This window comes from Sphingobacterium hotanense, from assembly GCF_008274825.1.
GTDB classification, from domain to species: domain Bacteria; phylum Bacteroidota; class Bacteroidia; order Sphingobacteriales; family Sphingobacteriaceae; genus Sphingobacterium; species Sphingobacterium hotanense.
This window is the reverse complement of sequence record NZ_CP030848.1, coordinates 4,387,001-4,406,837: the sequence shown is the minus strand read 5'-3', so window position 1 is coordinate 4,406,837 and position 19,837 is coordinate 4,387,001. Positions and strand designations below refer to the sequence as shown.

The 19,837-nt window shown below is 42.1% G+C and carries 21 protein-coding genes; 12 read left to right on the top strand and 9 right to left on the bottom strand.

Annotated elements, in window-relative coordinates; translation table 11 throughout:
* Positions 1–126 precede the first annotated feature (126 nt).
* A complete protein-coding gene (locus DSM08_RS18600) occupies positions 127–342 on the top strand; it encodes a hypothetical protein (RefSeq protein WP_149527540.1) in 216 nt (71 codons plus the stop codon).
* A gap of 134 nt (positions 343–476) precedes the next feature.
* On the opposite strand, the gene DSM08_RS18595 is transcribed toward DSM08_RS18600, so the two are convergent.
* Positions 477–1,082 (bottom strand): hypothetical protein, encoded by a 606-nt coding sequence (locus DSM08_RS18595; protein ID WP_149527539.1) that lies wholly within the window; start codon positions 1,080–1,082, stop codon positions 477–479.
* Between the two features lie 140 nt (positions 1,083–1,222).
* Between DSM08_RS18595 and DSM08_RS18590 the strand changes: the two genes are divergently transcribed.
* Complete coding sequence (locus DSM08_RS18590) at positions 1,223–2,113, top strand: phosphatidylserine decarboxylase (RefSeq protein WP_149527538.1); 891 nt, start codon at positions 1,223–1,225, stop codon at positions 2,111–2,113.
* Between the two features lies 1 nt (position 2,114).
* Here DSM08_RS18590 and DSM08_RS18585 read toward each other — a convergent pair whose 3' ends face one another.
* Together DSM08_RS18585 and DSM08_RS18580 are read right to left on the bottom strand one after the other, a co-directional pair.
* Complete coding sequence (locus tag DSM08_RS18585; RefSeq protein WP_149527537.1) at positions 2,115–3,674, bottom strand: hypothetical protein; 1,560 nt, start codon at positions 3,672–3,674, stop codon at positions 2,115–2,117.
* Between the two features lie 157 nt (positions 3,675–3,831).
* Positions 3,832–4,389 (bottom strand): DUF4256 domain-containing protein, encoded by a 558-nt coding sequence (locus tag DSM08_RS18580; protein WP_149527536.1) that lies wholly within the window; start codon positions 4,387–4,389, stop codon positions 3,832–3,834.
* A 449-nt stretch (positions 4,390–4,838) separates the two neighbouring features.
* On the opposite strand from DSM08_RS18580, the gene DSM08_RS18575 reads away from it, so the two are divergent.
* From DSM08_RS18575 to DSM08_RS18550, 6 genes are all read left to right on the top strand, one after another.
* Positions 4,839–6,332: a hypothetical protein gene (locus DSM08_RS18575; RefSeq protein ID WP_149527535.1), complete on the top strand. Its 1,494-nt coding sequence runs from the start codon at positions 4,839–4,841 to the stop codon at positions 6,330–6,332.
* A gap of 115 nt (positions 6,333–6,447) precedes the next feature.
* A complete protein-coding gene (locus tag DSM08_RS18570; protein ID WP_149527534.1) occupies positions 6,448–6,912 on the top strand; it encodes a hypothetical protein in 465 nt (154 codons plus the stop codon).
* A 266-nt stretch (positions 6,913–7,178) separates the two neighbouring features.
* Positions 7,179–8,249, top strand: a complete 1,071-nt coding sequence (locus DSM08_RS18565; RefSeq protein ID WP_149527533.1) for an aminotransferase class I/II-fold pyridoxal phosphate-dependent enzyme — start codon at positions 7,179–7,181, stop codon at positions 8,247–8,249.
* Positions 8,250–8,448: 199 nt separating this feature from the next.
* On the top strand, positions 8,449–8,736 hold the full coding sequence (locus DSM08_RS18560; RefSeq protein WP_149527532.1) for an HU family DNA-binding protein: 288 nt from the start codon (positions 8,449–8,451) through the stop codon (positions 8,734–8,736).
* Between the two features lie 10 nt (positions 8,737–8,746).
* Positions 8,747–9,592 (top strand): tetratricopeptide repeat protein, encoded by an 846-nt coding sequence (locus tag DSM08_RS18555; protein WP_149527531.1) that lies wholly within the window; start codon positions 8,747–8,749, stop codon positions 9,590–9,592.
* Between the two features lie 277 nt (positions 9,593–9,869).
* The gene (locus DSM08_RS18550) at positions 9,870–11,423 is read left to right on the top strand and encodes an Rne/Rng family ribonuclease (RefSeq protein WP_149527530.1); all 1,554 of its coding nucleotides are present in this window, start codon (positions 9,870–9,872) and stop codon (positions 11,421–11,423) included.
* Positions 11,424–11,521: 98 nt separating this feature from the next.
* Here the strand turns inward: DSM08_RS18550 and miaA are convergent, their stop codons facing one another.
* From miaA to DSM08_RS18535, 3 genes are read right to left on the bottom strand one after another with little or no spacing between them, the layout of a single operon-like run.
* Positions 11,522–12,457: a tRNA (adenosine(37)-N6)-dimethylallyltransferase MiaA gene (miaA, locus tag DSM08_RS18545; protein ID WP_149527529.1), complete on the bottom strand. Its 936-nt coding sequence runs from the start codon at positions 12,455–12,457 to the stop codon at positions 11,522–11,524.
* The gene (locus DSM08_RS18540; protein WP_149527528.1) at positions 12,436–13,608 is read right to left on the bottom strand and encodes a Gfo/Idh/MocA family protein; all 1,173 of its coding nucleotides are present in this window, start codon (positions 13,606–13,608) and stop codon (positions 12,436–12,438) included. The genes miaA and DSM08_RS18540 overlap by 22 nt, the downstream gene beginning before the upstream one ends.
* 54 nt (positions 13,609–13,662) lie before the next feature.
* On the bottom strand, positions 13,663–14,433 hold the full coding sequence (locus tag DSM08_RS18535; protein ID WP_149527527.1) for a hypothetical protein: 771 nt from the start codon (positions 14,431–14,433) through the stop codon (positions 13,663–13,665).
* Positions 14,434–14,511: 78 nt separating this feature from the next.
* Between DSM08_RS18535 and def the strand changes: the two genes are divergently transcribed.
* The 4 genes from def to DSM08_RS18515 all read left to right on the top strand — a co-directional run bounded on the left by def (position 14,512) and on the right by DSM08_RS18515 (position 16,388).
* Positions 14,512–15,099, top strand: a complete 588-nt coding sequence (def, locus tag DSM08_RS18530) for a peptide deformylase (protein WP_149527526.1) — start codon at positions 14,512–14,514, stop codon at positions 15,097–15,099.
* A gap of 243 nt (positions 15,100–15,342) precedes the next feature.
* On the top strand, positions 15,343–15,612 hold the full coding sequence (locus tag DSM08_RS18525) for a hypothetical protein (RefSeq protein ID WP_149527525.1): 270 nt from the start codon (positions 15,343–15,345) through the stop codon (positions 15,610–15,612).
* Positions 15,613–15,617: 5 nt separating this feature from the next.
* Complete coding sequence (locus tag DSM08_RS18520) at positions 15,618–15,839, top strand: RCC1 domain-containing protein (RefSeq protein WP_149527524.1); 222 nt, start codon at positions 15,618–15,620, stop codon at positions 15,837–15,839.
* 3 nt (positions 15,840–15,842) lie between these two features.
* On the top strand, positions 15,843–16,388 hold the full coding sequence (locus DSM08_RS18515; protein WP_149527523.1) for an RCC1 domain-containing protein: 546 nt from the start codon (positions 15,843–15,845) through the stop codon (positions 16,386–16,388).
* A 21-nt stretch (positions 16,389–16,409) separates the two neighbouring features.
* On the opposite strand, the gene DSM08_RS18510 is transcribed toward DSM08_RS18515, so the two are convergent.
* From DSM08_RS18510 to DSM08_RS18500, 3 genes are all read right to left on the bottom strand, one after another.
* The gene (locus tag DSM08_RS18510) at positions 16,410–17,027 is read right to left on the bottom strand and encodes a trimeric intracellular cation channel family protein (protein WP_149527522.1); all 618 of its coding nucleotides are present in this window, start codon (positions 17,025–17,027) and stop codon (positions 16,410–16,412) included.
* Between the two features lie 171 nt (positions 17,028–17,198).
* Positions 17,199–18,950, bottom strand: coding sequence for a M56 family metallopeptidase (locus tag DSM08_RS18505; protein WP_149527521.1), 1,752 nt, complete (start codon positions 18,948–18,950; stop codon positions 17,199–17,201).
* 2 nt (positions 18,951–18,952) lie between these two features.
* Positions 18,953–19,315: a BlaI/MecI/CopY family transcriptional regulator gene (locus tag DSM08_RS18500; RefSeq protein WP_149527520.1), complete on the bottom strand. Its 363-nt coding sequence runs from the start codon at positions 19,313–19,315 to the stop codon at positions 18,953–18,955.
* Between the last annotated feature and the right edge of the window lie 522 nt (positions 19,316–19,837).

Genomic DNA, 19,837 nt, shown 5'->3' with positions numbered 1-19,837 from the left:
TACACCGTTGTATGCGTATTTTCGTAGAGTTCTAGCGAAAATTACTTGTCGAAAATAAAAATCTGTGTCCAAACATTTAGCGGGCAACCTTGTTTATTATCCTATAAACTTAAAATTACGTGAACTATGAAAAGAGAGATGTTTAATATGCGCCCTATCGCATTCATTATGTTTATTCTGATGTCGGCGCAAGCATTTGCACAGGAAAAAGGTTTGGATATCAATGTAGATATCGATAAAGGGGACGGTGGAGCTTTTTACACCAAGCCTTGGGTTTGGGTGATTGGTGCCGCAGTATTCATCCTACTTTTGGTCGCAATACTTAGAGGCGGTAAAAAATAAATGAAGGTTTACAATTAAGCATTGCTGCTTGAAATCATTGATATCAAGCAGCAATGCTTTTTTTATACGGTTTGTTTTCAAAGGGAATCGAGAAATTTCATCCCCGTGGGTGTTTCCAAGGAATGATGAAAGGTTTATTTCTTTTCAATAGCGGTAATTTGCACGCCTTCAAAGCAGTCGTCTGCACAATTTTCCTCAATTTTTCCAACCTTCGAAATTAGTCCATCATGCTCAGTTTCTAAATAGTTAGTTACGCCTTTGCCTTTAACCAGCCAATTCTCTTTCGCTAAACGGTACACATCGTCCAGCGTGAGCAAATAATAATCGCCGTGGCTACCTAAATCCGATTCCTCCTCAGTCCATTCCATTTTCTCCCAAAAACGTTGCTCCTCGACTTTCTTTAGCTCTTCTTCCGAGTAGCCTTTTTTTCTCATTGGTTCTATAAATGATTCCTTGGTCCAGCCATTTTCGGGGCGTTTCGTCGGAGCAATACTAGGAACAATATAGCTTACATGCTTAATCTTCCCGTTTTCGATCTTTAAAGTTATTTCCGCAGACCAACCTGTCCAGCTGCCCGAATAGGTCGTATAGCTGTAGCTGTTGTTGCTTTCTCTCTTAAAATCTTCCCATTTACGCAGGCTATTTTCATATTTATCCTCAAACTCTAAGTCGAATTTCGAACATGAAGTCACTAGGAAAATGATAAAGAGAAGAAAATTGAACTTTGCTAATTGATTCATAATATGATTTTTATTGGATATAAGCTATACGTATCAAAACTAATTATCGCTACAGGAAAACTACAGGGAAGGAAGAGTTTTGCGGAAATACCCACAATTGAATGCTATTTATTAAATTTGGGCTTTAATTTGTAAATCACATGAAGGTTCCGCAGCTATATAATAGACAAACTAAGGAAATTGAATACGAGAATACTTATAAAGTAAACGGTTTAGCGTTCTTATATAAAAACACCTTAGGAAGGGCCTTGACGAAGTCGTTACTCAATAAAAAGATGGTGTCTAAAGCTTATGCGCGCCATGTTAACTCGCCGAAAAGCTTAGGGCAAATCCCAAAATTTATTGAGCACTACAACATCAATGTGGATGAGATTAAAGAACCTATACAGTCCTTCCGATGCTTCAACGAATTTTTTATTCGGGAGCTTAAAGAAGGTGCTCGTCCGATAGACGAAACTCCAGAACACCTGATATCGCCGGCAGACTCTAGATTAATGATCTTCGACCTAGCTCAGGTCAGCAGCATTCCTGTAAAGGGCTATTGGTATAATTTAGAAGCCTTATTGAAGGATAAGGAATTAGCCGAACAATATAAGGATGGTTGGTGCTTTGTGTACAGATTGGCACCAAACGATTATCACCGCTATGGTTATATCGATAACGGAACCCAAGATCCGGTGGTGAAAATTAAAGGCGTATTACACTCCGTGCACCCCTTGGCACTTGCCGAAACAAGGGCCTTAATCGCTAAAAATTATCGTGAACTAACAGTTCTTCATACAGAAAACTTTGGTGATGTATTACACCTGGAAGTCGGCGCTTTACTTGTCGGTAAGATTGTGCAGCGCAATTACGACGCTGGTTCTTTCCGTCGTGGTGAAGAAAAAGGATATTTCGAATATGGTGGCTCTACGGTGGTGCAGATCTTTAAAAAAGGAACCATTAAACCCGACGCTGATATTATTGAGCATTCTGAAAAACGCATCGAAACGCTAGTGAAAATTGGCGAGAAGGTCGGCGTAAAGGCTTAATCTAATAACCGTAGTACAAATACAAAGCTCCATAGCTCCAGTTGGGGCCTTTCAGCCCTGGATAGTTGAAGCGATCCATCATCAATGCGATATACTTCATCGGGTATCCTGCTGGTAATTGCAGTACGTTTGGCCAAGTTCGCGTTCCTGATTCTTTGTCCCAAGGAGGAAGATCCATTCTTAATGTTCCTACTTTTTCAAGATTCGGGTAATTGTAGATAAAAATCTCGCGCTCCGAGCTCCCGGAAAAACAATATAGTTTACCATCAATCTTCTGCATCGAAGTGCCGGTGGAGTTATGCTTTACGGGACCTGCGATACGCCTATATTCCTTATTCCAAAAATCGGATTCTAACATGATGGCTTGGTAGCCGTCGATATTTTCGCAGGTCAATATGCGCCATTTTCCCATATTCTCATCATATAGGATATGCGGATCTTCAATATCGCCCACGACACCAAAAGGAACCGCGCTCATCACGGAATAACCAAAGCGGGGATCCTTTTTGCTCTCTACGGCTAAAAGTTGTTTCTTCTCCTTTTTCGGGTTTGCATATGCGCTAAAGCCGGTCGTAATTCCTCGCCAGACCTGCTCCCTTCGATCGTAAAAAATGTGGGAGGCAACCTCATTACGTAAAATACCATCCGAACGATCGAAGACAATGATGCCCTCGAACTTGAGGTCAAATGTATTCGGATTCATACTGAACACACCTTGCAAATGATGCGGTAAAGCTCTGCCCCGAACGGTCATTGTGTACCAAAGGCGATCCTGATCCAACATTGGATCTCCATTTTCGTAGGTTATCGCCCGGATATCTGCCAAGCCTATTCCCGAGCTCAGAAAAACTTCCGCTCGTTGTATTTCCGCTGTACCAGAAGAAAGACTGGAATATAAGGAAGTCTGGAGGCCTTGTATCAGAGCCTTCTCTCGCAGATCGAGATATTGGCTAAAGTCTAGCTGTGCGATAACTACGGGGCGCACCTCCTGCTGTAGATATAGCACTAAACCACTCCCCAACATTTGCAAAATCAATTGACTGTTCGCTAGGTTTAATGGTTCGTTATACTGCAGGATATTGCTGTCCAGTACTGTCTTCCCTGCGCGAGCAATATCTGCATGCACCTGAATGAGCTGTTGCCCCTTTGCGGATATACTGATCTGAAAGCGATTTTCACGTTTTGGGTCGGAAAACTCAAAACCCAATTCGCCCTTTGCATCGAAGCTCGCGAAAGAAATGCGATAACAGGCAAATGGATTGAATCCGGAAAGCCAAATCCGAGAAGCCTTACTCGAACTTCCTGTAATTCGCAAATGTCCCTTTTCTATGGTAAATCCTTTCTGTCCGTCTTCATCGGATAGTTCTGGATGCATGGAATTCAAACCGATGATGTTCTTCGGTTCCAAAGATGCCAGCGGGATTTTTTGTTGCTCATCGAATATAAAGCGCTTCACAGCCTGCCTTGTAAACTGTATATCCTGTGGATTTTGCTGTGCATGCGACAGCGAAACGCTATTTGCTAGAATGAATAGAGAAAGAAGAGCGATAAAACGCAGCATAGGATCTTGGGTTTAGGTTTTAGGTTTCTGCGAGCAGCCAACGATTAAACTTCATTGAGTCACTCGCTAATCAAGGTTTAATTAAACCCAACATATAGTCGCTTCGGAAGAGCTTTCATATGGCTTTACATTGGGTTTGAAAGGGCTTCGAAAGGGACTAAGCTATTTCAATTATACCGCGGAATCCACGTGCGGCATAATAGGATTCTGCTCCGTTATGATAGGTAAATACACGATCGTAGCGATAATCCCCAAAAATGGCGCCTCCGAGTTTCCGCACTGCATCCGGAGTCTTGAGCCAAGAGGAAGTTTTATTATCAAATTTTCCTAAGGCTTGCAGGGCGGCGTATTGCTGCTCATCCATAATTTCTATGCCCATTTCTTTAGCCATCCCCATTGCGCTCTGTTTGGGTTTATGTTCTTTGCGGGAGTCTAAAGCGGCTTGATCATAGCAGATGCTGCGTCGGCCTTTTGGGCTCTCCGCGCTACAGTCGCCAAAAGTGATGGTTCCCTTAGTCTTGTCGTAGGCTATAACATCGGGCTCGCCTTCCGTTTCCTCCATGAGATGAAGCGCGGAAAGCGCCGCTGGGGATTTCATCAGTTTGTTTTCGACCTCTGTCCAGTCTAAGCCAAGGTGCCGATCCATATGTTTTTCAAAGCGTTTCTTTAAGATGCCGAGTAATTCCTTAGTACGTTCTGCTAATAGGTTTTCCATAGTTTATTGTGGTTGATGTGCGTGTACACAGACTACGAATTTACAAAAAAGCTCTTTCAATTGATAAAGTTCGCAGGAGAAATGCTCACTATGCAATCCTCAGTAACACAACTTAATTCGATTAGCTAACGAGGAATTCGTGTAGAGTATCATTTACAAATCTATTTTTAACATGGGTATATGCGACGCTTATTTACAGGAAGTATTGGTTTATCGTATATTAGGTGGTAAAATCACACAAAATTACATTTGCGAGGCCTTCTCGCCAATCAACTTATGGCTGGATATTATACAGTAAGATTTCTCATGTTATCTTTATTGTTGACGTTTTTATTGGTGCTCCAAGCACGCGAAAAAAAGGACAACAACAATGCCTCGTTGACTTATTTTATTCAGAAAGAGAGGAGTTTTGGAGCCGATACTATTGCACTTAAAGAGTTTTAACACCCTTGCGTCAGCGTGCTTTAAAAGGAGATGTGGTAAAGCAAAAGGTGGTCTATTATGCATTGATGGGGCGGGGTACTAGCCGCAAGATAGAACAGATTAACACGATAAGTACGGCGTATTATAAGAAAGCACGTGATTTGGCGACCCAGTCTGAGGATGAAGCGCTTGGCCTATGGGTTCAAATAGAGTTAGCAAATTATTATTATCGATTTAACTTATTGGAGAAATGCCTGCCTTATTTAATGAACGCCTCGTTTAAGATCGATGATATCCGGTATGACGATCAGATCATTCCAGAGGAATCCTACCGTTCCTTAGGCTTCTTTTTCTGCACGATAGGCGAATATAAAGACGCTATACATTACCTAAAAGAAGCAGCATTTTTGGCACGGGACCCATCAGAATTGAAGACGTCCATCTTGGACAATTTGGCTTTGTGCCACTTGCATGAAAAGGATACAACGGTAGCCTTGGCCTACTTAAACGATGCGAAGACGATGGCATTGCAAATAGATGCAAAGGCTAGGCTAGCTCGCGTGAATGGCATGCTAGCAATGGTTAACTTAGGCAAAGGGGAGCTTGACTCGGCATTACATTACGTTGACCAAGATGTGATGTTGAGCGAAGAAAGTGGCGATAAAACCAATCAACAGTATGCAGAGATCATCAATGCGAAGGTTTTAATGGCCAAGGGCGACATGCATGCTGCGGAATTCCTGCTGGACAAGTTGGGAGAAGAACTTAAAAGTAACCCGTCAAGAACCGATTTCCTGATCGAAGTGGAGCAATTAAGGCTTAAGATCGCGGAGCATAAAAGAGATTCGGAAATGGAGCTCGCTATTCGCCGGAACCTTGGGATGCTGAAGGATAGTACGATCTATGGGGAGGACGCCCAAGTAATTCAAAGGGCGAGAGTTTTGGCCGCCAAAGAGCGCTATTTGAATGAGGCGAGTATCACGAACCTCAAGGTGCAGCAAGGGCGCTTCGCTCGTAATATGTATATCGTGGTGCTAGTATTGGGCATAGGTATCCTGATTATTGCCTATATCGACTTCCGTCGCAAAATGTTCGCCCGGTATCATCGATACGAAAAGAAAGTGTTAGCCTATCGCTTGGAAAAAACCTTGCTCGATCAGAAGCTCGAACAGGCGCATAAAACACTAGCCGATTACCTTCGATTCTTGACGGATAAAAATCGACAGATTGAAAGCTTGCAACGAGAAATAGTTCGTATCAATAAATCGACATTAGCCGAGATAGAAGAGAAAAATGGGAAGCTGAAGCAGGTGTTGCAGTCGCATATCTTAACCGAAGATGGGTGGCAGAATTTCAATATGACTTTCGACGAGGCTTATCCAAACTATTATAATCAATTGAAAAAATGGATTCCGGAACTCACGGAAAACAATATCCGATTTATTATGTTGCAGAAACTAGGGCTTACTGCTGCCGAAACAGCCAATGTCCTGGGTATATCTCTGGAAGCGATCAAGTAGAATAAGCAAAGGCTTAAACAGAAGCTGGGAGATAAGTATGTGCAGGTGATGGAGATTATATAGCTTATCTGTTTTTGAGCTAAAAATTCTATCTTGCATTAAAGTCAACATGTGTATGAAAAGAGCGTTTTACCTTCTAGTTTTAGTGCTATTTACAAGCGTGCAGCTGCATGCCCAAGAGAAGAGGGCTACGGGATGGATCTTTGGTCCATCGGTCGGATATCAGTATCAGAGCGGTAGTTTTCTGAAGGCTTCGGCATGGGGGATGTTTGCGATCAATCAGTCACAGTACCTCAAACTAGATGGAGGAGCCAATTTTACATGGATGATGGATAAGACGACGGTCATCCCGCAATTTGGAGCGACCTATTATTTGAACAATGTTGCGGTTTGGCCTTTTCTGAAAGGGGAAATAACTCCTTACACCGCGACTGCCAAGGCCGGGATTGGAGTATTCAATCTGCTGGAATTTGCAGCCGGCTACGGTTTTGATATCAATACCAAAAAAGACTTTAAACCGATCGATGGGTTTACTTTTTCGGTTGGGGTCAATATCCCGTTAAAATTCCATCTTTACTAAGAAGATATTATTCAATCCATTCTTTGAAATCGTTTACTCGCTCGCGACTAACGATTACCTCGGCATTTGCATAATGATGAAAATACAATTTCAGATTCCTGATCTGAGGTTGAGGGTGCTGGTATTCGCATGGCTTGTGTTTTTGTTAAAAGTATTGCCAATGCTTGCCTTAGCGAATTTATTGTCGCCGAACTGTTGTTTTCTATGGATGAACTGTTGATTTCTGTATGGTTTGATTTTGTACATTTGTAGTTCAGATAACCAGCATGAAAACTTTTCGTAATCTTTCGCAGCCGACCGGACGTACTATTCACTTGGACGATCAATCATATCAGTTTTTTGGAGGAACAGCTTACTTAGGCCTGCTCGATAATAAGGACTATATCGAGCTGTTTAAGGAAGGAATTGACAGGTATGGGCTGAATAACGGGACGTCCAGAACCAATAATTTACAGCTTGGGGTTTATGCGGAAGCGGAAAAATTTATGGCAGGTAGATTTGGATTCGAGGATGCGGTATTGCTTTCTTCGGGATACCTGGCGGCTCAGGTCGCTGTAAAATCTGTAGTCGAAAACCGTTCTGTTCTTTATGCGCCTGGCGCGCATCCTTCTTTATGGATAGCGGAAGATCCAAAGGTCGGGTTATCCTTTTCGGCATGGAAAACGGAGGTAATCGATAAGATAAATAATAGCTCGGAATCTGATTTCGTGATCATATCCAACGCGATCGATAATCTTACGCCTGAATTGTTTGATTTCTCTGATTTTCAGAATATTGCCGAGGATAAGAATGTGTTACTAATACTGGATGATTCTCACGGAATAGGAGTGCTGAACAAGAATGCATTGTCGACGGATTTGAGGGCGTTGGGGGCTGCGAAAAACATAGAAATTGTTGTTTTGGCTTCTTTGGCAAAAGGACTAGGAACCGATGCGGGGGTCGTACTGGGAAATGCTGCTACCCTGGAGAAAATCAGGAAGCATCCTATCTACATGGGCGCTTCGCCAAGCTCGCCTGCTGCTTTATATGCATTAGTTCACGGCAATCGGATTTATGAGTCTGCGTTCGATAAATTGCATCAAAACATTGACATCGCTAAGGCGCTTTTCTCGAATCTAGAGGGATATCATAATATCCCCAATTTCCCGGTTTTTACTTCGCATGATCCCAATTTATATCGTTACTTAGTGCAGCATCAGGTGCTAATTTCCAGTTTTCCATATCCTTTGCCGACGAGCCCGCTACTAAACCGAATTGTAATATCCGCACTGCATGAGGAAAGTGATATATCGCAATTAGCAGAAGTTTTGATGTCGCAACATCGATTAAAACTTTGATTGTCAATAAAATAATTGTAACTTTGCGAGCCTTTTGAAATGTAAAATTGGGGGAAATAAGACTAAATACTTGAATAGTAGATATTTGGTCTGCAAAAAAACATGAAAATATTTCCATTACTCATTTTAAAAGAATACTTTTGCATCCCCAAAAGGGCAAAGATGCCAAGGGTTTAGATTAATTAGAGTAAATATAGATATGACTAAAGCAGAAATTATTGCAGAAATCTCTAACAAAACTGGTTTAGAGAAGGTTGATGTACAGGAAACCGTAGAAGCATTCTTCAAAGTGGTAAAAAACGCAATGGTTGGCGGTGAGAATGTGTATGTGAGAGGTTTTGGTAGTTTTGTAGTGAAAAAGAGAGCAGAAAAAACAGCTCGTAACATTTCCAAAAACACAGCTATTATTATCCCTGAGCACTTTGTGCCAAGTTTCAAACCTGCAAAAGTTTTTGTAGAAAAAGTTAAAAACGGGAACAAAAAATAAGTATTGATTCATGAAAAATACCAAGCAAATCCAGATCATCGTCGTAGCAGTAGTTGTCCTAATCATGGGATTCCTTGTTCTACGACCTGTGAAAGGCTTGGTTGATCAAGAGAAAAATACTGCAGGAGCTGCTACCACAGAGGCTCCTGCAAATCAAATTACCCTGAGCGCAGCATCCGAAGCTGCCAAGCGTGGCCTTAATCCTGCTATCTTAAATGAAATCACTGATTTGGAAGCGAAAGCGGATAAAGCGGATGGAGATGAGAAAGTAGCGATCTACCAACAATTAGCTGATAAATGGAACGACCTTGAAAAATTTGCCCCTCAAGCATTATTGTATGAGGAAATGGCAAAAATTTCACCTAAATTCGACCTTTGGTTGAAAGCTGGAAATGCCTACCGTAAAGCTTACACGAATCTTCAAGACACAACAACCGCGAAAGCATTGAATCAACAAGCGATTGCGGCATACGAGAAAGCTGTCGAGTTGAATGGTGCTAGCTTGGACGCTAAAACAGGGCTAGGTGCCGCAATGGTAACCGGAACAAACAACCCGATGGCTGGTATTGCACTACTGCAAGAGGTAGTGAAAGCCGAGCCGAAAAATCTAGAAGCTAATAAAACATTAGGTTTATTCTCCTTACAGTCTAGACAGTTCGATAAAGCTATCGAACGTTTCAAAACCGTAATTGAGCAGAGGCCTGATGCTGAATCGTACTTCTATTTAGCCACTGGCTATGAAAATATAGGGATGAAGAACGAAGCTATCGCTGCTTTTCAAAAAAGTAAAGGGTTAGCCGCCGATCCAAGTCTCTCCCAGTTCATCGACAGACGTATTGATGAGCTAAGTAAGTAATTAACAATTAGTAATAATCATTTAAAAACATTAAAGCTATGCCAAGCGGAAAAAAAAGAAAAAGACACAAAATGGCTACTCACAAGCGCAAAAAACGTTTAAGAAAAAATAGACACAAGAAAAAATAACGTTTAACGTTTATTTTTAAAAAATATGTGGTTACAATCTATGATGGTATAAGCATCATAGATTGTTTTTTTCATTAAACGGTTTTTTGTTTAACCGGACAATTTATGTTGTGGAGCGAGTCCACAATAGTCCTTAATTTCAGTAGCTGTTGGTAAAGGAATTAATTATCGATTCAGTCCCCGATAAGGGGGTGACTATTGCTTTACTACAGGATAAGCAACTGGTTGAGTTAAACCGAGAGCAAGCAGACAATAACTACGCGGTAGGAGATATTTACCTAGGAAGAGTAAAGAAAATCATGCCCGGTCTGAATGCAGCATTCGTAGATGTAGGCTACGAAAAGGATGCGTTCTTGCATTACCTTGACCTCGGACCTCAAGTACAGTCATTGCTTAAACTTACCAGAGTGGTAAAGAACGGCAGTTATCAAGAGAAACTGCTCAATAGTTTAAAACTTGAAAAGGACATTGACAAAGCTGGAAAAATATCGGATATTCTTAGCCGTAACACGCTGTTGCCAGTGCAAATCGCAAAAGAACCGATATCCACTAAGGGCCCAAGGCTAAGTTCCGACTTATCCATCGCTGGTCGTTTTGTGGTGTTGGTCCCTTTCTCAAGTTCGGTTTCCATTTCCAAGAAAATAAAAGGTAGTGCCGAAAGAAACAGACTGAAGAAAATAGTCGAGAGTATTAAACCCGCTAATTTTGGGGTAATCATTCGAACAGTCTCTGAAGGCAAAGGGGTAGAAGAAATGCAAAAAGATCTACTCGACCTGATTTCTAAATGGGAACTATTTACCAAACGTCTTAAAACAGCTGAACCTCCTCAAAAAGTATTAGGTGAAATGGATCGCGCTTCGACAATATTGCGCGATATTCTTACCGATGAATTCTCTCATATCTATGTTAATGATGCAGATATCTTTGAAGAGGTAAAATCATATATACAGGAGATTTCTCCCGATTTAGAAAAAATAGTTAAACACTATAAAGGTAAAGAACCTATTTTCGACCATTTCGGTGTAGAAAGGCAAATTAAGGCGTCTTTTGGCAAGACGGTCAATTTGCAGGGTGGTGCATATCTCGTAATTGAGCATACTGAAGCACTGCACGTAATTGATGTCAATAGCGGAAACCGCATTGCCAATAAGGAAAATCAAGAAGATAACGCGCTTCTAGTAAATAAGGAAGCTGCGAAAGAAATTGCCCGACAGCTTAGGCTGAGGGATATGGGCGGCATTGTGGTAATCGATTTTATCGATATGCACAAAGCAACCAATAGAAAAGAATTGTATGGATTCTTAAAAGAATGTATGGCGAGCGATCGTGCGAGACATACGATTCTTCCTCCTAGTAAATTTGGATTAGTACAGATTACTAGACAACGGGTAAGACCAGAAATGAGCATTGTGACCAATGAGAAATGTCCTGCTTGTGATGGTACCGGCGAAATTAGATCCAGCATCGTCTTACTGGACGACATTGAGAATAATTTAAGCTTCATACTACAAGAGCAAAACGAGAAGGGAGTAACCTTATGTGTTCACCCTTATATTGCGGCCTACATTACCAAAGGTTTTGTCTCGAGAAGGTTAAAATGGTTTTTCAAATACGGAAAATGGATTAAAGTGAAGGAGATGTCCTCATATTACCTGACGGAATTCCACTTCTTTAATGCCAAAGACGAAGAAATTAAACTTTAAAAGAGGCGACCTAGGTCGCCTCTTTTCGTTTTTTAAAATTCCAATGACTGTGTTTGGTTAGTCTAAAAATAATCAATAAGCCGCTGAATGAGTAGGTTTTACCGATAATTAACAAGCCAGTGGATTGCTAGCCCGTCTTTCTCCATTTTGCGAAAATAAGTCATCTGTCGCTTTGCAAAGCGATGGATTTCTGTCCGAAGCTTATCATGGAATTCCTCCAACGTTAGCTTGCCTAATAGGTAATAGGAAGCATACTTGTATTCCAATCCAAACCATTGCAATTGATCATGGCTAAGACCGCTTTCCAATAAACCCTGAACCTCCGGAATTAAACCCTCTTCCATCCTTGCCGACAAGCGCTTATCGATTCGGCCTCGTCGAGTTTCCAATGAAGGATTTAATGCCATGATAAGGTATGGGTATTGTTTATTTGCTGAGTCTATTGGTAGCTCGTTTGTCTCTAGGTAGCGGATGATTTCTAAGGCTCTTATTAATCGGTTGTGGCTATCCCAATCAATCTGAAAGTCGGATGGGATTTCCTCAGCTTTGATTTTATCGATGAGCTCCGCTTTCGTGAATGCAGCATGTTCCACATGGAATGTATCGTCTTTCGGAATCGAGCTATAGGGCTGAGGCTGTAATAGCGTTTGAACATAAGACCCCGTTCCGCCGCAGAGTATCGGAAGCTTCCCTCTACGGATGATATCCTGATAAGCGATATCAAAATCTTTTACGAATTCCTTAACCGAATATTGCGTTGTCGGAGGTGCGATATCAATAAGATGATAGGGGATGCCGTCATATTCTTTCAAATCTTTGCCCGTTCCGATATCTAATCCTTGGTACACCTGCCTCGAGTCGGCAGAGATAATTTCCCCATCGAGTGCCTTTGCCAGTTCGACGGCTAACTTCGTTTTGCCGGAAGCTGTAGGTCCGATGAGAATCAAAAGCAAATCAGGCGAAAGTGTTTCTTTCGCCCGATTAATGTATTTTACAATGTCTTGTGTCGTCTTTAGATCACAAATTTTGTCCATTTCTCGTTGCTATCGTTGCTTTTTACCACCGTATCGATGAAGGCCATTCCGCGCACACCGTCGTAAACATTCGGAAAGTCCTGCGCTTCAGCAGATGGCGTTACACCTTCTTTCTTACCCGATACAGTTAATGCAAAGTTACGGTAAATGTTTGCAAAAGACTCCAATAATCCTTCCGGATGCCCTGCAGGAATACGCGTATTATGTGTCGCAAAGCTGCTTAATGTAAATGGAGCAGCATACGCATTACCCGTGCGGTATAACTGTCTAGGCTGATCCAGCATCTTAACGATTAAGTTATTAGGATCTTCATTCGCCCATTCCAATCCACCTTTTTCGCCATATACACGAATGCGAACAGCATTTTCTTCACCCGCAGAAATCTGCGATGCCATCAAAACACCCTTTGCTCCATCCTCAAAACGCAATAATACCGAACCATCATCGTCCAATAATCTGCCTTCAACGAATGTTGTCAGATCTGCACAAACCTCTTGAATCTTCAATCCCGTAACATATTCTGCTAAATGCGCGGCATGTGTACCGATATCGCCCATTACTAAAGACTTGCCCGAACGCTTCGGATCTGCGCGCCATGCAGCCCCAGCATTGCCCTCACGCTCGCTCAAGCGGCTTAACCAACCCTGCGGATACTCGACAACAATCTTGCGGATCTTGCCGAAGTGCCCTTCTTTCACCATCGCCTTCGCCTGTTTTACCATCGGATACCCTGAGTAAGTATGGGTCAAACATAAGGTGCGACCTGTGCGCTCAACAACAGCCTGAAGCTCCTGTGCCTCTTCTAAAGATACAGTCATCGGCTTCTCGACAACAACGTCAAAGCCATTTTCTAAAGCCAGTTTTGCAGGAGCAAAGTGTAAGAAGTTAGGCGTAACGATCGTTACGAAGTCCATACGCTCGCCTTCCGGCAACTGCGCTTCCTTCTCGATCATCTCTTCGTATGTTGCATAAACACGGTCTTCAGCGACAAATAAATCTCTTGCAGACTGCAAAGAAATCTCGGGATTAACGCTGAAAGAACCACATACTAATTCTATTTTTCCATCCATAAAGGCTGCAATGCGGTGAACGGCGCCTATAAACGCGTCATTTCCACCACCGACCATGCCCATGCGAAGTTTTCGTTTCATAAATGAGTGTATTTCGATTGATTAAAGATTAAATATAGTAAAATCCTAAAGGAATTACAGCGATAGAATCAATTTTGTGCTCCCGCTGCTATAGTGCAAATAGCCCTCTGGATACTTTTCCTTTAATGCAGATAGCTCCTCATCCGCCAATATGGGGATTTGCTGGTTGGGAGTAATCCAGAATCGTTGTCCGGGAAGGGTCTTATCTACTTGAAAACCTATCTTCTGCAAACTGGAATCCTGTGTCCAATCCGCATCGACGTAAGTCATGATATCGCTCGGTTTAAAATCTTTGATGAATGCCTGAATCAGTTTAGAAAGACCGCCAATCACGACGATATCGCTTTTATGGCAAAATCGAATCAATTCAAACGATCGGTAATCTTCTGTTTTATTGTGCATTCGTCGGCCGCCACTAAACACAGCAAGGGAAACCAGTTCTCCCTGATGATATAGGCCGTAGCGATATTTGCCCGGCAGTGCTACCTGCAAATGATGGTCTTTTAGAAAACCCAGAGCAATGCGCTTATCAATCCTAACCGCTACAGTCGAACGGGCATAGACCTTTTCCGCTCGCCCCGCTTGCACCTTCAGGCGGTTGTATATCTTTTTCGCATCGCGACGTAGCTGATCTTCGGAAATATGGATTGTCTTTTCGCCCGAACCGGCGATCGTTCCTTGTGAAACATCTGTATAATAATGTATCGCAAAGCCCATTCCCTCCGCTGTAATGAGCGTATAGTTAGCATATTCCGTCATCGCCGGGCTGAGCTTTAGCCCATAACCAATGAAGTTCAACAGTCCGATCATACCAGCGTTTGCCATGCGCCAAAATTACTCTATTTAACAACAATATGTGGCAATCCTAAATTATTAATAACTTTGTACCGTAAAATTATTCAGATGAAGTTACCTATAGTTGCATATGGAGATCCGGTTTTGAGGAAGAAAACCGAAGAGATTGATGAGGATTATCCAAATTTGAAAGAGACAATCGCCAACATGTTCGAAACCATGTACGCGGCAAATGGCGTAGGAATCGCAGCACCACAAGTGGGCCTTCCTATCCGTTTATTCGTAATCGATGCGTCTCCGTTTGGTGAGGATGACGAAGATGGACCAGGGGACCCTACTGCAAAAGACTTTAAACGGGTATTCATCAACCCTATTTTGGTGGAAGAGTCAGGCAATAAATGGGCGTTTAGTGAAGGTTGCTTAAGTATTCCGCATATCAATGAGGAAGTGATGCGCCAAGAGAATGTCATTATCAATTACTTGGACGAGAACTTCGAAGAGCAAGAAGAAGAGTTAACCGGGCTTGCTGCTCGTGTTGTTCAGCATGAGTACGACCATATCGAAGGAAAGCTATTTATCGACAAGCTTAGTCCATTAAAAAAGGCGATGTTGAAGGGTAAACTAGACTCCATCTCTAAGGGGCAAGTTCGCGTTTCTTACAAAATGTCTTTCCCATTAATGAAGAAGGGTAGATAAAATCGTTACAGCAGATCGCTGAAACACAACTTATATAGAATCACAAAAGAGCCGCAACAATTTTGCGGCTCTTTCTACTTAAAGCCACTTAAAGATTAATAATCGCTATTGCAATTATATAATTCCGCTCGACCTACCGTCCAACCATCCTTCCTTTACCGTTTTATTTTACTTCATTTGAGTCGTTAAAGATTATCGAACTCAAAACCAGATACCCTGAAAAGATATCACTTATTATTTGGATTGCTTTGCTCATGTCTACTGTCGGCTTGTAAAAAAGATAAAGATGAACCTGATTATGAATGGGGAGTAGGCGTGAACCAGTTGCGGGTTTATGCGATAGACGATGTAACCTATGTCATAAAACCAGATAATTCGCATTGGGCGCGCGGGGGCATTTTTACTGCAGAAGTAGGGACGAAGGACAAAGGCTATAAATTGATTGAACAAAATGTGAAGAAAGTTGAAGGCAACTTGTATGGGGATCTGATAGATACTATGTCGAAGATTTAGCGGATGTGAAAGATAATAAACCACTTGAGAAAATTGCGATTGGTGCCATAGACATTTCGGCAGAGAATTACTTTGTTGCTATTTTAAAGACTGATGGTACAGTTTGGGGCTTTGGTCAAAACGGGCACGGAGAATTTGGGATAGGTTCCAGAACGTATGACAAACTTCCATTGACCAAGATCGCTTCTAATGTGTCACAGATTGCTACAGGCTTCTCTAATATCTAGCTTTTGAAAACGGATTCGACCTTATGGTCTGCGGGTGATGATTTATACGGTAAGTTAGGTTATAAGACCGACGGAAACCAACTTACGTTCAAGAAAGTAGCCAATCAGATTAAATTAGTGCGTGCTAGAGGGAATAATGTGATGATGATTAATAATAAAGATGAGGCGTGGAGTTTTGGAGGAAATGCGAACGGTGTGCAAGGAATTGGCTTGAAAAGTCAAGACCCGACTTACCCACACAAGGTCGGCGAGCAAGTGGCGAATGTTTACCCAAACAATTTCTACTCATATTTCCTAAAAACGAATGGCACACTTTGGGCTTCAGGCTCCAACCACCAAGGGCAGATGGGAATTGCGGGGCCAAAGGAGTCTTTCCGATTTACCCAAGTCGCTGAAGACGTGAAAGGCTTGACCGCTGAAGTATCTGCAGGCCATACAATTGTGCTGAAAGCTGGGCGATATGTTGGAACTGGAAGTAACTGGTATAAGCAATTGAGCAATGATGATTCCCAAAAAATCGCAACATGGACAGACTTTATCTTGCCATAAAGGAACTGAGAACCTTAAACCTTATTCTTCCTTCTCGACCATAGGAACCGAAGGAAGGGATAGATTATAGCGAACCGATAGAAAGCGAATAATAAAAACCATGCTCGCACTCACAAAAGCATTGATATTTTCCGAAATAGGTGTCATTTGCAATAGCACATAGCAAACGGCACCTGCTAAGCATGCGGAAGCATAAATCTCTTTTCTCAGAATCAGTGGCGTCTCATTCATTAAGGTATCCCGGATTACACCGCCCATACTCGCTGAGAACATACCCAACATTACAGCAGCAATAGCGCTGCTTTCATAACTTAAGGACTTCTGAACCCCTACCACCGTAAAGAAACCAATACCGATCGCATCAAATAAGAAAAGGGTGCGGGCGAAACTGTCTAAACGTTTATTGAAAAGGATGGATATGGTTACCCCGGCGAAGATCGCAATCAAATAATTACCATCTTCAACCCAAACGGGACGAATATTTAAAAATACATCGCGAAGCGAACCGCCACCAATGGCAGTCACGAAGCCCATAAAGGTGGCTCCAAATACATCTATACCTTTTCGGTTTGCCGCCATAGCACCCGAAATCGCAAAGACCATCGTTCCTAAGAGGTCAATAAAGTAGATAAAATCCATGCAATGCCAGCTTTTACGCCTACAATGATACAAAAATTATTAAACCCCTAACTAAGGAATTGTCTTTGCTTTATAGAGATATCCCTAAACAAATAAAGGAGCCTTGAGAGGGCTCCTTACTAAACAAACTAAACAACGATAGTTGATTGGGTATCCTCGGATGAGGATGGGCTAATTCTTTCCCGGATTTTTTTCCTTACGCAAGGCATCCAGGTCTTCTTTATATTTCTTCTCGATTTCTTTGTATTCTGAACTGTTGCGCAATTCCTCTTCGGCCTTTACTTTCGCTTTCCACTCCGGCGAGTCAAAGTATTTCTCAATTTCCTTACCATGGTCTTCGATCTTTTTCATTTTCTCCTTCCATGCCGGCGAGTTGAAATACTGATCCACCTTGGAAGCATCCTTCTCTAATTTGGCAATCTTTTCATGCCATTCCGGCGAATCAAAATACTGCTCTATTTCTTTGCTCTGTTCCTCGATAGACTTCATTATCCCTTTCCATTCTTTCGATTCGTAGTATTTAGACATATCGGCCCCCGATTCTGCCATCTTCTTCACCTTTGCTTTCCATTCCGGAGAATCAAACTGCCGTTTTACATTCGCATTCAAATCGGCAACCTTCTGCTTCCACTCTGGCGAATTGAAATATTCATTGATCGACTTGGATTGGGATTGGATGGATTCCATCTGTTTTTTCCATTCCGGTGATTTGAAGTACTCGCTCACAGAGGCCGATTCTGCGTTTAATGCATCCAGATGTGCCTGAACTTCCGCCGGTAGTTTAATCGAATCGTGCGTGCCGTGTGATGTGATAACGGTGCGGTTGTTTTTTTTCTTTTTTGTCGTATCCTGCTGTGGTTCTAGTGCAGGCAGAGCAGCCAATGCTTTTGGAATTTCCAACAATTGCACTTCTTCGGCCTCTTCTGCTTTAGCTTCGTTGTTTGGAACTAACCAGGCAACGGTGATTAGCGCGACAGAACTAATTAACAACGCTATAAGCTGCTGTTTTACACTGATGTAATTTGTTTCCATTTTGGTGATTCTTTTAATTCTTTTGAATAAACTATTTCTTCCTGTGGCTGCCATGCTCAATGGATGGCTATTTCCTTGGCGCAGGGTTTCTAATTCAACCAAAGCATGTGCATAAGTTATCGGCTTTTCTACATGCTCAAGTACCATATCGTCGCAGGCATGCTCGCGTTCGCGCTCCATAATTTTGGATAATGCCCAAACAAAAGGATTAAAAAATAAGATGGTTTCGATAGTCACCTTGATCAGATTCAATAAGTAATCCTTACGCTTGATATGTGCGAGCTCGTGCAGTAGAATAGATTCTACCTGCTCAAGCGCCATCATATTTGCAAAGGCGAACGGAAATAAGACGACCGGTTTGAAAAAGCCTATGGTTATAGGAACGGAAATACGCTCCGACAAGAATAAAGGAACATATCCTTTAATATTCAAGAGGGCCTTCGCACGTTCAAATTTTGCCTGCCATGCTAGTGGGCTACCGTGCAGACTCTTGTATTTAAGACGGCGCAGTTTGAGAAAGCTGTTAAATAGGAGGGCGGTCTGCAAGAGGATCCCTATAATATAGATAGAAAAGAGATAGGGGAAAAGGCTTTCCAGCTGAAAATGATTCTCCGAAATATAGCCGATATGACTCGCCATGTTTTCTACGTTTATCGGTAGGCTGTCCGTTTGCTCAAACGGAATTTGATAATAATACATGAAGCTACATGCAAAACCCACCGTCAATAAAATCTGAAAGAGGAAGGCGAGGTTATGTTTCCCGCGCGCATGCATTTTCGGAAAGACCATCATGGTCAAGCATATCATTATATAAAGGATTGCTCCCAGCCATAGCGAGTGGAGCATGCTCCAACTGATCGCTGTTGTAATTTGATAGATTAAGGCTTCCATGGTTAATTGTTTTCAAGATTTTTTAAAAATGCTTTTATCTCATCGATCTCCTTTTTGCTGGTGCGCTCATTTCCCAAAGCCTGCATCACTAAACGCGCCGTCGACCCATTGTACACTGTATCGATCATTTTATCAAGGAATTGATTTTGCGTATCTTCTTTATTGATCTTCGCTGTATATAAATGGGTTTTTGAGGAAGTATCTCTATCCACCATGCCCTTATCATGCATAATTTGCATTAGTTTTAAGATGGTGGTATAGCCAACGTCTTTCTTATCTAAACTTTCAAATACTTCACGAACACTAGATTGTCCCTTGTTCCAAAGCACTTGTAAGATTTCCATTTCGCTATCTGTCGGTTTCATATCTCTTTTGGTTACATCTACGAATCATTTCGTAATCAAATGTACGAAGGTTTTCGTAAATCCAAAATATTTTAACATTTTTTTTGAAAATAGGCGGGGGAGTGTTTAGTAGTGTGTTGAAATGCAAAAGGGAGGGGTGTTTGTTTTCAAGTAGGAAAGGGCTTTGTCTTTGAACCAGGAAAGGAAGGATTTAAGGATTGTCAGGATTGGGCGTACGTTTCCTAAAAGATATATAATCGATCCCCTTATCCACCGCCCTGCCTGATCCTGTTCATCCTTCCTTTTCTGGTTCAGACGAAACACCTCATAAAGGCATTAGCGCATCCCCTTTCTAAAACAAAGTTTCAAAGACAGCTCCCCAATCCCCGCCGCACAGTTCCGACGGCTCAGACCCCTTGCTCTCCCAATACAGACCCCATACAGAACCCAATCAAGCCCGCTCGGCAAGGGCTCTGATAGGGGAGAGCTGGGTTCCTGCAAAAGCTTTTATCCATCGCATGCCCCTTCCGGTCCCCTTCAAAG

What these genes read in the sequence shown, in the direction of transcription:
- DSM08_RS18600 (WP_149527540.1), top strand. Translation starts at nt 127, where the DNA reads ATGAAAAGAGAGATGTTTAATATGCGCCCTATCGCATTCATTATGTTT.
- DSM08_RS18595 (WP_149527539.1), bottom strand. Translation starts at nt 1,082, where the DNA reads ATGAATCAATTAGCAAAGTTCAATTTTCTTCTCTTTATCATTTTCCTA.
- DSM08_RS18590 (WP_149527538.1), top strand. Translation starts at nt 1,223, where the DNA reads ATGAAGGTTCCGCAGCTATATAATAGACAAACTAAGGAAATTGAATAC.
- DSM08_RS18585 (WP_149527537.1), bottom strand. Translation starts at nt 3,674, where the DNA reads ATGCTGCGTTTTATCGCTCTTCTTTCTCTATTCATTCTAGCAAATAGC.
- DSM08_RS18580 (WP_149527536.1), bottom strand. Translation starts at nt 4,389, where the DNA reads ATGGAAAACCTATTAGCAGAACGTACTAAGGAATTACTCGGCATCTTA.
- DSM08_RS18570 (WP_149527534.1), top strand. Translation starts at nt 6,448, where the DNA reads ATGAAAAGAGCGTTTTACCTTCTAGTTTTAGTGCTATTTACAAGCGTG.
- DSM08_RS18565 (WP_149527533.1), top strand. Translation starts at nt 7,179, where the DNA reads ATGAAAACTTTTCGTAATCTTTCGCAGCCGACCGGACGTACTATTCAC.
- DSM08_RS18560 (WP_149527532.1), top strand. Translation starts at nt 8,449, where the DNA reads ATGACTAAAGCAGAAATTATTGCAGAAATCTCTAACAAAACTGGTTTA.
- DSM08_RS18555 (WP_149527531.1), top strand. Translation starts at nt 8,747, where the DNA reads ATGAAAAATACCAAGCAAATCCAGATCATCGTCGTAGCAGTAGTTGTC.
- miaA (WP_149527529.1), bottom strand. Translation starts at nt 12,457, where the DNA reads ATGGACAAAATTTGTGATCTAAAGACGACACAAGACATTGTAAAATAC.
- DSM08_RS18540 (WP_149527528.1), bottom strand. Translation starts at nt 13,608, where the DNA reads ATGAAACGAAAACTTCGCATGGGCATGGTCGGTGGTGGAAATGACGCG.
- DSM08_RS18535 (WP_149527527.1), bottom strand. Translation starts at nt 14,433, where the DNA reads ATGGCAAACGCTGGTATGATCGGACTGTTGAACTTCATTGGTTATGGG.
- def (WP_149527526.1), top strand. Translation starts at nt 14,512, where the DNA reads ATGAAGTTACCTATAGTTGCATATGGAGATCCGGTTTTGAGGAAGAAA.
- DSM08_RS18510 (WP_149527522.1), bottom strand. Translation starts at nt 17,027, where the DNA reads ATGGATTTTATCTACTTTATTGACCTCTTAGGAACGATGGTCTTTGCG.
- DSM08_RS18505 (WP_149527521.1), bottom strand. Translation starts at nt 18,950, where the DNA reads ATGGAAGCCTTAATCTATCAAATTACAACAGCGATCAGTTGGAGCATG.
- DSM08_RS18500 (WP_149527520.1), bottom strand. Translation starts at nt 19,315, where the DNA reads ATGAAACCGACAGATAGCGAAATGGAAATCTTACAAGTGCTTTGGAAC.